Origin of the sequence: Bacillus cereus (genome assembly GCF_002561295.1) — a bacterium.
GTDB lineage: Bacteria > Bacillota > Bacilli > Bacillales > Bacillaceae_G > Bacillus_A > Bacillus_A cereus_S.
The window spans coordinates 44,150-58,179 of record NZ_NTUG01000045.1; the positions used below are offsets into that span (position 1 = coordinate 44,150).

The window sequence follows — 14,030 nt, forward strand, 5'->3', positions numbered from 1 at the left end:
GGATTTTATTGAAGCAAACAAAAGCAATCTTACTTGCACTTGCACTCGGTCTTATCGTCGGTCTTGCCTTAAATTTATACGCCCCATCTATCTTCACACCCTTAAACCAATATGTATTTAACCCAATCGGGCAACTATTCATCCGACTTATTAAAATGCTCGTTGTTCCAGTTGTATTTATCTCAATTGCGCTTGGAGCAGCTGGTCTTGGAGACCCAAAACAGCTTGGAAGAATCGGTGTAAAATCAATTTCTTTTTTTCTAACAACTACAGCAGTCGCTATTTCTATCGCTGTTGCGCTCGCACTCTTCATTCAACCAGGTAAAGGTGGGGGATTTAAAACAGAGGATCTTTCCTATAAAGGCGCAAAAGCTGAAACTTCTATTGTGGATACACTTCTCAATATTGTACCTGATAATCCAGCTAAAGCTATGGCAGATGGAAATATGCTCCAAATCATTACCTTTGCCGTATTAATAGGACTTGGGCTTGCTATTCTTGGAAAACGAGTTCAAGGTATTCACTCATTACTTGAACAGGGCAACGAATTAATGATGTATCTTGTTAATCTCGTTATGAAACTTGCTCCAATTGGAACATTTGGGTTGCTTGCTTCTTCCGTCGGCCAGATGGGTCTTGCAGGCGTCGCTGCAATGTTCAAGTATATGATTGTCGTTATGCTGGCACTTATCATTCATGGTGTATTTGTATATGGAGGCTTATTAAAAGTATTCGCTAAAGAAAGCATTGTTCGCTTCATCAAGCATTTTGGACCTGTTATGGCGATTGGATTCAGTACATCCAGTTCTAATGCTTCTTTACCATTTGCTATGAAAACCGCACAAGAAAAACTGGGAGTTTCAAAATCAATTAGTTCTTTTGTACAACCACTTGGCGCTACCATTAACATGGATGGCACTGCCATTATGCAGGGAGTTGCTACGGTCTTTATCGCTCAAGTATATGGGGTAGAACTTACAATGGCTCAATTAGCTATGGTTGTGTTAACAGCCGTATTAGCAAGTATTGGAACTGCCGGTGTACCTGGCGTTGGACTTGTCATGTTAACGATGGTCTTAAATCAAGTAAATCTTCCAGTAGAGGGCATTGCCTTAATTATTGGAGTTGACCGTATTCTCGATATGTCAAGAACTGCAGTTAATATTTCTGGCGATGCAATCTGCGCGATGATCGTATCTAAATCAGAAAATAAATATAATACGGATAGCTCAGCTGCTTCATAAGAAAAGGAGTGAATATATTCACTCCTTTCTTGATTTACTTCCTTTTTTCGAACGATATTCTTTCCCTTTATTATCATTACCTGTTACAAATTCAGAACTAAACTCCTGTTGAAATTGTCCTGTTTTGGGTGATCCTTGATTTCCACTTCCTTGACTACCATTACGATTTGTCATCTTCCTTCCTCCTTTCCTATTGGTAGTATGTCTTTTCAATCTCAATCGTACACATTACATTCTTCTTAAAAAATCATGAAATTCTTTTTCAATTCATCCTGCTATATTAAGGGAGTCAGCGTCAGACTCAAAATTCTACCAAAAACAAAGAAGTTAAGCGGGAGATTCACTGTCCATAAAAGTCCGATTCGTAAGAGTTGATAAGCAGTGGAGATGAAGAAAATAGTGAGCAAATAAAAAACCTTCCCAAAGACAAGGAAGGTTTTTCTACTAAACATAGTTCATCATAGTTCTTTTTATATCAGTTTTTTTGAGATAGATATCATTACATGCATCTCTTCTTCAGATAAAGCCGAAAATCTTTCTTGTAAATACTGTTTTTTCGCAAATTCCATTTTTGCAACTAGCTCTTTTCCTTGTTCCGTAATTTCTAAATACACAACACGGCGATCAGATGTAGAACGAGAACGCGTCACGAAGCCTTTATTAATTAGCTTCTCTGTAACAGCTGTAATATGACTATTTGACACATGCAATTCGTTCGCAACGCGAGAAACCATCTCTTTGTCATTACGATTTAATATACGGAGTACGAGAAATTCATTCCATGGTATGTAATCTCCAAAAATTTTTCCAATATCATTACGCAATGAACGAAACATAGCAAAAACATTTGCAGATAAATTTTCCATTAATTGTTCACGATTATGAGACACCGATGACATCTCCTTTTTGTTTCATATAGTTAAATAAAAACTTTATTAATTATATTACCTTATATCTTACATTTTGTCATCTTTTTTCCCAATATAATCCTTTATAACACATTCGCTAGATTAGGTATCATTTATTATCTATTTGGAAATAAATGATATCGGTTGCTTTTTTCACATGCTGAAACTCACATCAGCCACAAAAGGGTGCGATTTATCGCACCCTTTTTATTTTCTAATAAAACATACATTGTTATAACGAATTGAGAATATTTCCCTTATATGTATAAAACAGTTTGGAGGTTTATTATGGACGCAGATGAAAAAAATTTTTCCGATTTTAGTAGAAAAGATAAAATAATTACTATCAGCACGATTGCTATTCTTATATTTCTTGCTTGCGCATTTATTTTCTTTGTCTATGTCGGTATTTTCCGTCTTATCGGTGTAGAATATTCATCGCGAACTGCACTACTTCTCTTTTTTGTATTAATTCTTATACTAGATTGGATTAGTAATTTCTTAACGTTATTTTTCAAAGTACTATTAACCCCCTTACTTACACACACAGCAAAATGGATAACCTTTTCCGTGTTATCTCTTATAGAAATTTCAATTAGTTGGATTGCAATTCATACGGCAGATGATTGGATGGAAAGTGTTACAATTTCAAATAAAGGAGAGCTACTTATTATTCTTGCCTTTTTCATTTTGGATAAAATATGGCCTGATGATAAGAAAAAGAACAAGTAAGATTACAAGCTTTTCTCTATGAAAATTGATACAATAACAGCATAATATACGAAAGAGGTGTTACATATGACATTACAACAATGGGCTGATAAAGGCATGTCCTTTGATGCATACGTAAATAACATGACTGTAAACCAATATGAATTGCTACATATTTATAATAACTTTTTAATTCCAAATGAATTGCTCCCTATTTTAGAAGAGCGCCAAAATGACGGATGGCGCGTTATTGTATTAACAGCGGATTGGTGCGGAGATGCACTTCTTTGCGTACCTGTTATGAAGCGTATTTGTGAAGTGTCCAATATTGAAATGAGCTTACTTATCCGTGATGAAAATTTAGAACTAATGGATCAATATTTAACGAACGGAACAGCACGTGCTATTCCAATCTTTATTTTCATTGATAAAGATGGAAAAGAACAAGCAGTATGGGGGCCACGCGCTCCAAAAGTGCAAGAATTAGTAACTTCTATGCGTGCTACGTTACCTGAAAAAGATGACCCACAATTCGAAGAAAAACAGAAAGAAATGTATGCGAATTTCCGTGCTACATTAGCTGATGACACTTCACTTTGGGAACATGTCATGGAAGATATGATTAAAAAAATCGTAAAATAAAAAACTGCCAAATGGCAGTTTTTTTATCGCATAATGAAGAAATAGAACACCGCTGCTAAAATAAAGCGATAATAAGCAAATGGTGTTAACTTTACACGAGCTAATAATTTTAAGAATGAAACAATCGCAAGCATTGCTACAAGGAAAGCTGTAATAAAGCCAGTTGCAAACAATGTAATATCTGCTGAACTTAATACATCCCAGCTTTTAATTAAATCTAACCCTGACGCTGCAACCATCATCGGTACCGCTAAAATAAATGTATATTCAGCAGCTGCTGTATGAGATACACGAGCTAGTAATCCACCACTAATTGTAGATCCAGAACGTGAAAATCCTGGCCATAGGGCTAAACATTGGAACATCCCTATTGTAAATGCTTGTTTGTACGTAATTTCATCTAATGTTTTTGCTGTACTTGGTTTTGAAAATTTCTCAGCAACAATCATTAAAATACCACCAACGATTAAACTAATAACAACAGGTCCTGGTCCAAATAAAACTTTTTTAATTGTACTATGGAATAACACGCCAAGTACTCCTGCTGGAATCATACCGATAATGATATGTAATAAATTTAAAGATGGCCCTTCTGTTACTTTTCCAATTCCAACTAATGACCATAAACGTTTCCAAAATACAACAACGACTGCTAAAATCGATCCTAATTGGATGACGACTTCGAATACTTTCGCTCTATCATCTTCAAATCCAATTAAATGTCCTGTTAAAATCATATGGCCTGTTGATGAAACCGGTAAAAACTCCGTTAATCCTTCAACAGCTCCCATGATTAAACCAATTAACCAATCAGCCACAAATAGTGCCTCCTTAATACCTTATATATACTTTTTTCACACCTTATCATAATACCTTATCCTTTTCCAAAGTGCATCTTTTTTTTCCTCTATTTCACAGGAACATACGCGTATTTCTTTTCTATTTTTTGATTAAATTGTATGATAATAAGAGTTTGTTTTTATATGGAAAGGAGATTTTATGAAAGAAACCCATTCATTCTTACAAAAAATAAAACAATTTGTATTACTATTCTTTCCGATTTTTGTAACACAAATGTCTTTATTTGCAATGAGCTTTTTTGATACAACAATGTCAGGACATGCAAGTGCTACTGATTTAGCTGGCGTCGCAATCGGAACAAGCATATGGATTCCCGTTAGTACTGGATTAACAGGAATTTTAATAGCTACTACGCCTATTATTGCTCAACTTGTTGGTTCCAAACAAAAAGATCAGGTTCCTCACATTGTCATACAAGCCGTATATTTAGCAATTGGAGTTAGTTTACTTGTTATTTTAGTCGGTTTCTTTGCCGTTTCACCAATTCTAAATGGCATGCATTTAGAGGAGCAGGTTGAACACATTGCTGCTCAATTTTTAAGTATTATTGCAATTGGTATCATTCCTTTATTTGTCTATACTGTATTACGTAGTTTTATTGATGCACTAGGCAAAACACGTACAACAATGATTATTACATTGCTTTCCTTACCCATTAACGTCATTTTAAACTACGTATTTATTTTTGGAAATTTCGGTTTCCCAAAACTAGGCGGCGTTGGTGCAGCAATTGCTTCTACCGCAACCTATTGGTGTATTTTACTTATTACGATTATTATTATCCGTACAAAAGAACCATTTGCATCTTTCAACATATTTAGGCACCTATACCGACTTTCTATGTCAAGTTGGAAAGAATTATTAAAACTTGGGGTACCTATCGGCTTTGCCATCTTTTTTGAAACGAGTATTTTCGCTGCTGTAACACTTATGATGAGTAATTTTAATACGACAACAATCGCTGCACATCAAGCAGCTATGAACTTTGCTTCACTTTTATATATGACACCTTTAAGTTTAGCGATGGCTATGACAATTGCGGTTGGTTTTGAAGTTGGAGCAAATCGTTATACAAATGCCAAACAATATAGTTTTATCGGAATTGGTTTGGCACTTGCTTTTTCCTTATTATATTCTATCCTACTCTTTGTCTTTGACGATCAAATTGCTTCTATTTACACAACAGATATTGCTGTTCATGATTTGGCAAAAGAATTTCTCATTTTCGCCATTTTATTTCAAATTTCAGATGCAATCGCTACTCCCGTGCAAGGGGCACTCCGCGGCTATAAAGATGTGAATATGGCTCTCATTATGACACTTATTGCCTACTGGATTATCGGTCTACCACTCGGTTATATATTGGCAACCTATACTTCTTGGGCAGCGAAAGGCTATTGGATTGGTCTTATTATCGGGCTTGCATTTGGAGCTACCTTCTTACTTATTCGTCTTTTTCAAGTACAACGTAAATATACATCACAAGAAAGCCACTAATTAAAGTGGCTTTTTCTTCATGCATAGTTCCTCCTTAAACGTGTAACATAAGGAAAAAGAAAGGTGTAAATCTATGGATGAAAAGAAACAAAAGCAGCACTATGACGAAGAGTTTGCTCCTGAAATCTCACCTGGATATAGACAAGATGTTCATAAACCACCTCAATATAAAAATACTTCTTTTTTAATTGGAATTAGTATTTTCGGGGCAATATTACTCGTACTCATTATATTCGTCTACTTTTAATGGATGGAGATTTATATGGAAAAACAATCCTCAATCTTTTCTAAAAGAACTGTGAGAACACAAAAAATGTCCCTACTTTTTAGGGACATTTTATTCTACATGTTGCTGCTGCTCCTTAATCTTAAACATATTATTTTCTTTTACAACCTTTAGTTTATAATCCACTCCCATTTCATCTCTTTTTCCATTCTCAATACCTGAAACATGAGCTGTAGCACTGTACGTAAAGCTTTCATCCGATTCTTCACGTATTTCTTTATTCACAAATTTATATTTTAAATCTTGAAAACGATTTGGGTAATAATTTCTCATTAATTCTCCATAGCCATCCCCTGTATAATCTCCCGAAAATATTTCTATACCTATCCTTTTTATCTCTTCTTTATCATGAATAGCAAAGACCGATAATTGAGCGGTTACCAGATACTCTCCGATTCTTTTCTTTTCATCAAAAGTGAGCTGTTGTATTTCTTTTCTCTTTAATTCTTCAGATATTTGATACTCACTTTTCGATTTAAATTTCACAAAGACTTGCATTTTATAAATTCCTAAAAACAAAATACACACGAATAATATCATCATTACTATTCTCTTGTTTTTATTTCGCATCATATACCCTTTCTTTATATCATTTCCCTTATATTATCACATAAAAAGAAAATTCTGTTATTATAAAGTTAACCTATCTAAAGGAGAAATGAGGAAAATCATATGTACTCTTACAGGCAATATATACAACAAGCACTACCGAATACCACCATACACTCTTATGAACAAAATGAGAACGGATGGGATAATGTAGCGATTATTATTAATAATGAATGGCTCTTCCGCTTCCCACGTAAATCCGAGTATGCAGAGCGTATACCTCGCGAAAAACAGCTATGTGAAGTACTTTCTCAATCCGTACAAAAGCTAAAAATCCCCCAGTACAACACTTTATATAACAACAAATCAGATTCCATTCCAGTTTGCAGTTACTATAAACTCATTCATGGAAAACCATTAACTACAAAAGTAATAGAAAAATTGACTACACAAGAGCGTGAAACAGTTATTATACAGGTTGCTACTTTTCTTGCTTCTTTACACACCATCCCAATAGAAGATGCTGTAAGATGGAAGTTTACTTCTGAAAAGCCTATCTCATATTGGAAAGAAATTCAAAAGAAATTACATGATTATCTCGCTCTCACACTTACATCACTAGAAAGAGAAACTTTTGATTATTTATTCGAGGGCTTTTTTGAACATACGCATGCATCTGATTTCAAAAGAACAATAATCCACGCTGACTTTACACACCGTCACATTTTATTTGATGAGGAGAAGAGAAGCATTGCTGGTATTATCGATTTTGGTGATGCTCAAATTGGAGATCCTGCCTTTGACTTCGCTGGATTATATAATGACTTTGGTAGTAAATTTACAGATGCCATATATAAACAATACTGTAACCTCACTCCTCATCATGATTCATCTTTCTTAAAACGAGTCATACAATTTTATCAATACAGTCCGTTGCTTCATAACCTTATTCATAGCTTTGAAGCCAATAATGAACAGGAGATACAAAAAAATCGAAGAAAATTACAAATGATACTTCAGGGAACGAATTAACTTCTTTCCCTATTCTCCATTTCCTCATATAGCATTAATTTTTTATCCATTTCTACAATTAATTTATACATCTGAAACGCCTGCAAAATTTGTAATTGAATAGAGAATGGAGCTTTTTGTTCTTTTAACCATTGAAACACCTTCGCTTCATTTGTCATGAATTAACCCTCCCACTATGAAGTTTCCCCTACCTATATATCGTAAATAATGAAAAGCTTTTCATGTCAATACAAAAAGGATGCAATTTTGCATCCCTCAGTGTAATATAATTTTTTTCTGTTCCGTCCCCTCTTGCACCTCGTCTACTTTACAGTCAATACGGAAAGCACACCCCATACATTCAGAACGAAATATACGGTCTGTATACTGTTCGGGTTGCTGTATCATTTCTTTCATTCTATATAAATCGTCCATCCCATCTATCCTATCTTGCTCTTTCGGAACATAGCTATGTCTAGTTCCTTCTATTAAATTAACAATTTCAATTTTTTCTGGAAGAATACCAAAAGCTTTATAGCTAAAAACAGCTGTTAACTTCTTACAAAGAGTAAGCATCTCTTCATTTGCATCAACAACATATTTTTTGATGACAAATGATTTTTCAGACCACTCGCCTACTTCAAAAGTCAATGCAATTTGTATACCTAACTCCTCCATATAAGTTTGCAGCTTTTCATATAAAAATAAAGGCGGTGTCTTACTCGCTTCACCTTTTACAAACTTTAATAGATGATCTGTTAGCTTGGCAAGAATAATATAATATTCCGCTTTCGAAGCAAACATTCCAATACGTACTTTCCCCCAATGTCTTTCTAATAGTTGTAACAAACGCACTGTTGTTTGTTGTTCAATTGGTGATTTGTAGTACTCACAAATAATTTGATTTACAATCGATTGCACCATCTGTTGCCATTCAAAGGAAGAAGGTTCTCTTCTTTTTATATGACGAAAATAAAACTTATGTGGACAACGCATAAAATCATATAAATGATAATCTGTCATTGTTTTAATTGCTATTTTCCCCTGCACCCATCTTCATCTCCCTCTCGCCATTAAGAAAGATATTTTACAAACTCAGAACCAAATTGAAGGCATTTCTCTACATCTTCATCTTCCGGCGTTAATTCTACTTTTAGCCCTTTTATTACAACTTCCGCACCGCGCTCTCGTAATTTTTCTTCTAAAATATCAACAGCTGCTCCGTATTTCGGATAAGCAGAATCACACGACCCAAATACCGCTGCTTTTTTACCAGCTAATTGAATTTCTTCCATTTCATCATAGAAATCTAAGAAATCATCAGGAAGGTCACCATCTCCCCATGTATATGCCCCTAAAATAATCCCATCATATTCTTCTAATATAGAAGCTTTTGGTGTATCCATAATATCAATTACTTCAATCTCATTTCCTGCTTCACGAATTGCTCCAGCAATATGATCTGCCATTTCTTCTGTATTTCCACTCATACTTGCAAAAATCATTACAAATTTATTCAACTGACTCTCTCCCTTGATTATGTATCTTTTCTGTTTTATTTGTTTTCTTCTCATCTACATATTCAGCATGAATTACATTCTGTTGCCATTCTATATGTTTATTTTTAAATTCCTTTGTCCAAGGCGAAATATTTTCCCCATCCATTCACATAAACGATAATAATTATCACTATCAATTATACTATTAGGTTAATTGATAGTGATTATCAAAGTCAATAATTATTTTTTAAAAAATAATGAAAAAGTACAAGCTTGTCCGTCAACTATTCATATACTACAAATGAGCATAGTTCTTTCTCAGCCCTCTCTAACGGAAAGAAATAGAAGCAACTGCGTTAATCGCAGTTGCCTTTTTTTGTACGCTGTAAGATGAAACTTCAATCATTTTAAAACTTCTCTCCGTAAATAAAGACATACAAGTTCTACATACTCTTTTACGTTTTTAATAATTTCATCGTTGTTTGTAAAAATAACTCTACCCCATTGATTAAAGCTGATTCATCCACATCAAATTTTGGATGATGATGAGGATAACAAGTCTTGATTTTCTCATTACCAGTTCCTAATTTGATAAAACAGCCTGGTGCTTTTCGTAAATATGCTGAGAAATCTTCTCCCCCCATCGAGGGAGCAAGTTTTACGATTCCCTCTTTTCCAAACAACTCTACCGCACTTTCTTCTACTATTTGTGTAATAAACGTATCATTGATGACCGGATCATACCCATATCGATACGTATATGTATACTCGGCACCATGCGCCTCTATAATTCCCTTAGCAATTTGCTCAATCTTTTCCTCTGCTTCTTTTCTCAAGGTTTGATCGAAAGTGCGAACTGTCCCCATTAAATATGCTGCATCAGGAATAATATTATCCGCTGCTCCCCCATGAAATTGTGTTACAGAAACAACTCTTTGCATAAAAGCGCTTGTATTTCTAGATACAATATGTTGTAAGTTTGTAATAACTTGTGCACCAACTGCGATTGGGTCTATCGTTTCTTCCGGTCTAGCCGCATGGCCTCCCCTTCCTTTTACTTCTATTGTAAATACATCAGGAGCCGCCATCATTGGTCCATATACAATCCCAATCTTTCCCGTTTCTAATCCAGACATAACGTGTAAGCCAATAATATAATCCACACCGTCCATGACACCAGCCTTCACCATTTCCTGTCCACCGCCCGGATACACTTCTTCTGCATGTTGAAATAAAAGGCGAATTTCCCCGTCCCAATCTTCATTCATATTCGCTATTGCTTCGGCTGTACCTAATAAAATAGCGGTATGCGCATCATGCCCGCATGCATGCATGACTCCTGAGGTAACGGAAGCATATGATTTAAACGTCTCCTCCTGTATCGGCAAAGCATCCATATCTGCACGAATTGCTACTACTTTTCCGCTATTCTTTCCCTTTTTCTTTGCCATTACACTATATGTCGTCGGTCTCGTCACCTCAAAAGCTGAAAATGAACACAATGTATCATATATAAATTGTGACGTTTTTTTTTCTTGAAATGAGAGTTCAGGAAATTGGTGAATATGCCTCCGCCACTTTATAATATTTTCCTCTAAAACATATGCCCGCCACCTTTTATTTAACGCCATTCTTGATACCCCCTTTTCATCCATTACATTTCTTATTTCACTACCCTTTCTTCATTTCCTTGTAAGATATTTATTTGCAAAAAAAACACTTTATTTACTCCCTTATTCTTCTAAAAAATCCATTACAAATTCATATAGAATGTACTATAATTACTAAGTTAGGGATTTTCTTTTTTAGTATTTAGTGCTACTATCAAAAAAGGGCCTTTTTTCTTACATTTACCTAAAATGTGGAATTTTGTTTTTTTCACAACAAAGTAGGATAAGATACCTACATATAGTTACTATTTCATAAGAGAGGGAAAGACATGGAAAGATTAAAAGAGATATGGTCTCGACCACTCGTACAATGGGTTGCAAAAACTTTTTATTACCTTGCAATTTTATTTACTTTGCTTTATTTGTATGGTTTCCATGATACAAACACAAGCACATTTATTTACAATGAATTTTAGGGTGGGAACGTTATGAAGTTATTAGAACAAATCGAAAAGTGGGCAATTGAAACTCCTGACCAAACCGCTTTCGTTTGGCGAGATGCGAAAATTACGTACAAACAATTAAAGGAAGACTCTGATGCATTAGCTCATTGGATTTCTTCTGAGTATGCAGATGATCGCTCACCAATTATGGTTTATGGCCATATGCAGCCAGAGATGATCACTAGCTTTTTAGGATGTGTAAAAGCTGGCCACGCTTATATTCCAGTAGATTTATCTATTCCAATTGATCGTGTACAGCGTATTGCTGAAAACTCTGGTGCGAAATTACTTCTATCACCAGCTGAAGTAGCAGTAACTGATTTACCAGTTCGTATTATATCTGAAAACAACTTAAAAGATATTCTCTTTACTCATAAAGGAGAAACACCAAACCCTACTCATGCGGTAAAAGATGATGAAAACTTCTACATTATTTACACATCAGGGAGCACAGGTAATCCAAAAGGTGTACAAATTACGTATAATTGTCTTAGCAGTTTTACAAAATGGGCTGTCCAAGACTTCAACTTACAAACGGGGCAAGTATTCTTAAACCAAGCACCTTTCTCATTCGATTTATCTGTGATGGATGTTTACCCATCTTTAGTAACAGGTGGTACGCTTTGGGCAATTGATAAAGATATGATTGCACGTCCAAAAGACTTATTTGCTTCTTTAGAACAATCTGATGTTCAAGTATGGACATCCACACCTTCTTTTGCAGAAATGTGTTTAATGGAGCCATCTTTCTCTGAAGGTATGCTACCAAACATGAAAACATTCTTATTCTGCGGTGAAGTATTATCAAATGACGTAGCAAGAAAACTAATTGAGCGGTTCCCGAAAGCAACAATTATGAATACGTACGGTCCAACAGAAGCTACTGTAGCTGTCACAGGCATTCATGTAACAAAAGAAGTTGTTGATACATATCAATCACTTCCAGTTGGCTATTGTAAATCTGATTGCCGCATTCTTATTATGAAAGAAGATGGTACGATCGCACCCGATGGTGAAAAAGGTGAAATCGTAATTGTTGGCCCAAGCGTAAGTGTTGGGTACTTAGGAAGCCCTGAATTAACAGAAAAAGCATTCACAATTATTGATGGTGAACGTGCCTACAAAACGGGGGATGCTGGCTATGTAGAAAATGGTCTTCTTTTCTATAATGGTCGTCTTGATTTCCAAATTAAATTACATGGTTATCGAATGGAATTAGAAGAAATTGAACATCACCTTCGTGGCTGCTCTTACGTAGAAGGAGCTGTCATCATTCCAATTAAAAAAGGTGAGAAGTACGATTACTTATTAGCGGTTGTTGTTCCAGGAGAGCATTCGTTTGAAAAAGAATTCAAATTAACATCTGCAATCAAAAAAGAACTCAATGAGCGATTACCAAATTACATGATTCCAAGAAAATTCATGTATCAATCTTCTATTCCAATGACACCAAATGGAAAGGTAGATCGCAAAAAATTATTGAGTGAGGTTACAGCATGACCGCATACGGATCATTTTATTTTTTCGCCATAGTGGGCATTTTATTAATACCTACTATTATAGCTGGATTAAAAGGTAAAATGTTGCGCAAATATAATGCCGTTCTAACATTAGTGATGCTTGCCATTATCTTCTCTGATAAGCCAAAGCAAGCGATGATGTTAGCAGCCTTTATTATTTGGCAATATATCCTGATTAAAGGCTATTTACTATTACGAAAACAAAATAATAATACATTCATGTTTTGCATGGCTGTTATTTTATCAATTTTGCCACTAGTGTTAGCAAAAATTGCACCATTCGTACCTGAACTAAAGTTCATTGTTTTCCTTGGTATGTCTTATGTGACATTTAGGGCAGTACAAATGGTATTTGAAGTTCGTGATAATTTAATTAAGGAGCTCACATTCTTTAATTTCTGGGAGTTCGTTCTATTCTTCCCTGCTATCTCAACTGGACCTATCGATCGTTATCGAAGATTCCAAAAAGATATTCAAAAACCACCAAGTGCTGAAGAATATCAAAAATTACTATACACAGGGATGAACCGTATTTTCCAAGGGTTTCTGTATAAATTTATAATTGCTTATTTACTACAGAAACATTTTGTTGATGCAGTATTTGCAAATCAAGACACGGTTTTATCTAATGCTGTTTATATGTATAGTTACAGTTTATACCTATTCTTCGATTTCGCTGGTTATAGCGCATTTGTAATTGGTGTAAGTTATATGATGGGTATTAAAACACCAGAAAACTTTAACAAACCGTTTATCAGCCGTAATATTAAAGACTTCTGGAACCGTTGGCACATGAGCTTATCTTTCTGGTTCCGTGACTTTATTTATATGCGCTTTGTCTTTTTCGCAACAAAGAAAAAGTTAATTAAAAATCGATATACGATTTCATATATTGGCGCATTTTTAAACTTTTTCATCATGGGAATTTGGCATATTTTAGGTGAACATGTGTATCAATACATTATTTATGGCCTATATCATGCAGCTTTGTTTATTTTATTTGATATTTTCGAACGAAAAAACAAAAAGCATAAGTTTTGGCCGAATAATAAATTCATGCATGTTCTTGCGATTGTAATTACATTCCATTTTGTATGTTTCGGTTTCCTAATCTTCTCTGGTCACCTTAACAGATACTTTTAATGAATAACTTCTTTTCTTACAGCAAAGAAGTTACACATAATACATT

At 34.8% G+C, this 14,030-nt stretch carries 17 protein-coding genes; 9 read left to right on the forward strand and 8 right to left on the reverse strand.

Annotated features, from left to right (window positions below):
• Positions 1–8: 8 nt before the first annotated feature.
• Positions 9–1,244, forward strand: a complete 1,236-nt coding sequence (locus tag CN373_RS22120; protein ID WP_000814823.1) for a dicarboxylate/amino acid:cation symporter — start codon at positions 9–11, stop codon at positions 1,242–1,244.
• An 18-nt stretch (positions 1,245–1,262) separates the two neighbouring features.
• On the opposite strand, the gene CN373_RS22125 is transcribed toward CN373_RS22120, so the two are convergent.
• A complete protein-coding gene (locus CN373_RS22125) occupies positions 1,263–1,418 on the reverse strand; it encodes a hypothetical protein (RefSeq protein WP_000184937.1) in 156 nt (51 codons plus the stop codon).
• 296 nt (positions 1,419–1,714) lie between these two features.
• Positions 1,715–2,134, reverse strand: a complete 420-nt coding sequence (locus tag CN373_RS22130; protein WP_000019183.1) for a MarR family winged helix-turn-helix transcriptional regulator — start codon at positions 2,132–2,134, stop codon at positions 1,715–1,717.
• A gap of 306 nt (positions 2,135–2,440) precedes the next feature.
• Here CN373_RS22130 and CN373_RS22135 point away from each other — a divergent pair, with 306 nt between their 5' ends.
• The gene (locus tag CN373_RS22135) at positions 2,441–2,884 is read left to right on the forward strand and encodes a YrvL family regulatory protein (RefSeq protein WP_098360155.1); all 444 of its coding nucleotides are present in this window, start codon (positions 2,441–2,443) and stop codon (positions 2,882–2,884) included.
• Between the two features lie 66 nt (positions 2,885–2,950).
• The gene (locus tag CN373_RS22140) at positions 2,951–3,505 is read left to right on the forward strand and encodes a thioredoxin family protein (protein WP_000175058.1); all 555 of its coding nucleotides are present in this window, start codon (positions 2,951–2,953) and stop codon (positions 3,503–3,505) included.
• 23 nt (positions 3,506–3,528) lie between these two features.
• Here CN373_RS22140 and uppP read toward each other — a convergent pair whose 3' ends face one another.
• The gene (uppP, locus tag CN373_RS22145; RefSeq protein WP_000796260.1) at positions 3,529–4,323 is read right to left on the reverse strand and encodes a bacitracin resistance undecaprenyl-diphosphatase; all 795 of its coding nucleotides are present in this window, start codon (positions 4,321–4,323) and stop codon (positions 3,529–3,531) included.
• Between the two features lie 181 nt (positions 4,324–4,504).
• Between uppP and CN373_RS22150 the strand changes: the two genes are divergently transcribed.
• Positions 4,505–5,863 (forward strand): MATE family efflux transporter, encoded by a 1,359-nt coding sequence (locus CN373_RS22150; RefSeq protein ID WP_098360156.1) that lies wholly within the window; start codon positions 4,505–4,507, stop codon positions 5,861–5,863.
• 73 nt (positions 5,864–5,936) lie between these two features.
• Entirely contained in the window at positions 5,937–6,110 is a 174-nt protein-coding gene (locus CN373_RS22155) for a 2-isopropylmalate synthase (protein ID WP_098360157.1), read from the forward strand.
• Between the two features lie 90 nt (positions 6,111–6,200).
• On the opposite strand, the gene CN373_RS22160 is transcribed toward CN373_RS22155, so the two are convergent.
• Positions 6,201–6,692 carry a biotin transporter BioY gene (locus tag CN373_RS22160; RefSeq protein WP_240519121.1) on the reverse strand — a complete coding sequence of 164 codons (492 nt, stop codon included), beginning with the start codon at positions 6,690–6,692 and terminating at the stop codon, positions 6,201–6,203.
• A gap of 129 nt (positions 6,693–6,821) precedes the next feature.
• Here CN373_RS22160 and CN373_RS22165 point away from each other — a divergent pair, with 129 nt between their 5' ends.
• Positions 6,822–7,730: an aminoglycoside phosphotransferase family protein gene (locus CN373_RS22165; RefSeq protein WP_098360158.1), complete on the forward strand. Its 909-nt coding sequence runs from the start codon at positions 6,822–6,824 to the stop codon at positions 7,728–7,730.
• On the opposite strand, the gene CN373_RS25650 is transcribed toward CN373_RS22165, so the two are convergent.
• The 4 genes from CN373_RS25650 to CN373_RS22185 all read right to left on the reverse strand — a co-directional run bounded on the left by CN373_RS25650 (position 7,727) and on the right by CN373_RS22185 (position 10,839).
• Positions 7,727–7,888, reverse strand: coding sequence for a hypothetical protein (locus CN373_RS25650; RefSeq protein ID WP_000180412.1), 162 nt, complete (start codon positions 7,886–7,888; stop codon positions 7,727–7,729). The genes CN373_RS22165 and CN373_RS25650 overlap by 4 nt on opposite strands.
• Before the next feature lie 97 nt (positions 7,889–7,985).
• On the reverse strand, positions 7,986–8,759 hold the full coding sequence (locus tag CN373_RS22175) for a hypothetical protein (RefSeq protein WP_098360159.1): 774 nt from the start codon (positions 8,757–8,759) through the stop codon (positions 7,986–7,988).
• 23 nt (positions 8,760–8,782) lie between these two features.
• Positions 8,783–9,229 (reverse strand): flavodoxin, encoded by a 447-nt coding sequence (locus CN373_RS22180; protein WP_098360160.1) that lies wholly within the window; start codon positions 9,227–9,229, stop codon positions 8,783–8,785.
• A gap of 434 nt (positions 9,230–9,663) precedes the next feature.
• Positions 9,664–10,839 carry a M20 metallopeptidase family protein gene (locus CN373_RS22185; RefSeq protein ID WP_098360161.1) on the reverse strand — a complete coding sequence of 392 codons (1,176 nt, stop codon included), beginning with the start codon at positions 10,837–10,839 and terminating at the stop codon, positions 9,664–9,666.
• A gap of 308 nt (positions 10,840–11,147) precedes the next feature.
• Here CN373_RS22185 and CN373_RS22190 point away from each other — a divergent pair, with 308 nt between their 5' ends.
• Genes CN373_RS22190 through dltB form a run of 3 tightly spaced genes read left to right on the forward strand, consistent with a single transcriptional unit; the run spans position 11,148 to position 13,984 of the window.
• Complete coding sequence (locus tag CN373_RS22190; protein ID WP_000440294.1) at positions 11,148–11,294, forward strand: teichoic acid D-Ala incorporation-associated protein DltX; 147 nt, start codon at positions 11,148–11,150, stop codon at positions 11,292–11,294.
• 12 nt (positions 11,295–11,306) lie between these two features.
• Positions 11,307–12,821 carry a D-alanine--poly(phosphoribitol) ligase subunit DltA gene (dltA, locus tag CN373_RS22195; protein ID WP_098360162.1) on the forward strand — a complete coding sequence of 505 codons (1,515 nt, stop codon included), beginning with the start codon at positions 11,307–11,309 and terminating at the stop codon, positions 12,819–12,821.
• Complete coding sequence (gene dltB / locus CN373_RS22200; protein ID WP_000127957.1) at positions 12,818–13,984, forward strand: D-alanyl-lipoteichoic acid biosynthesis protein DltB; 1,167 nt, start codon at positions 12,818–12,820, stop codon at positions 13,982–13,984. Before dltA ends, dltB begins: the two co-directional genes overlap by 4 nt.
• The last annotated feature ends 46 nt before the right edge of the window (positions 13,985–14,030 follow it).

Excerpts from the sequence above, each read along its gene's own strand:
- dltA (WP_098360162.1), top strand. The coding sequence starts at position 11,307 with ATGAAGTTATTAGAACAAATCGAAAAGTGGGCAATTGAAACTCCTGAC.
- CN373_RS22185 (WP_098360161.1), bottom strand. The coding sequence starts at position 10,839 with ATGGCGTTAAATAAAAGGTGGCGGGCATATGTTTTAGAGGAAAATATT.
- CN373_RS22125 (WP_000184937.1), bottom strand. The coding sequence starts at position 1,418 with ATGACAAATCGTAATGGTAGTCAAGGAAGTGGAAATCAAGGATCACCC.
- CN373_RS22190 (WP_000440294.1), top strand. The coding sequence starts at position 11,148 with ATGGAAAGATTAAAAGAGATATGGTCTCGACCACTCGTACAATGGGTT.
- dltB (WP_000127957.1), top strand. The coding sequence starts at position 12,818 with ATGACCGCATACGGATCATTTTATTTTTTCGCCATAGTGGGCATTTTA.
- CN373_RS22160 (WP_240519121.1), bottom strand. The coding sequence starts at position 6,692 with ATGATGATATTATTCGTGTGTATTTTGTTTTTAGGAATTTATAAAATG.
- CN373_RS22135 (WP_098360155.1), top strand. The coding sequence starts at position 2,441 with ATGGACGCAGATGAAAAAAATTTTTCCGATTTTAGTAGAAAAGATAAA.
- CN373_RS22140 (WP_000175058.1), top strand. The coding sequence starts at position 2,951 with ATGACATTACAACAATGGGCTGATAAAGGCATGTCCTTTGATGCATAC.
- CN373_RS22165 (WP_098360158.1), top strand. The coding sequence starts at position 6,822 with ATGTACTCTTACAGGCAATATATACAACAAGCACTACCGAATACCACC.
- CN373_RS25650 (WP_000180412.1), bottom strand. The coding sequence starts at position 7,888 with ATGACAAATGAAGCGAAGGTGTTTCAATGGTTAAAAGAACAAAAAGCT.
- CN373_RS22155 (WP_098360157.1), top strand. The coding sequence starts at position 5,937 with ATGGATGAAAAGAAACAAAAGCAGCACTATGACGAAGAGTTTGCTCCT.
- CN373_RS22150 (WP_098360156.1), top strand. The coding sequence starts at position 4,505 with ATGAAAGAAACCCATTCATTCTTACAAAAAATAAAACAATTTGTATTA.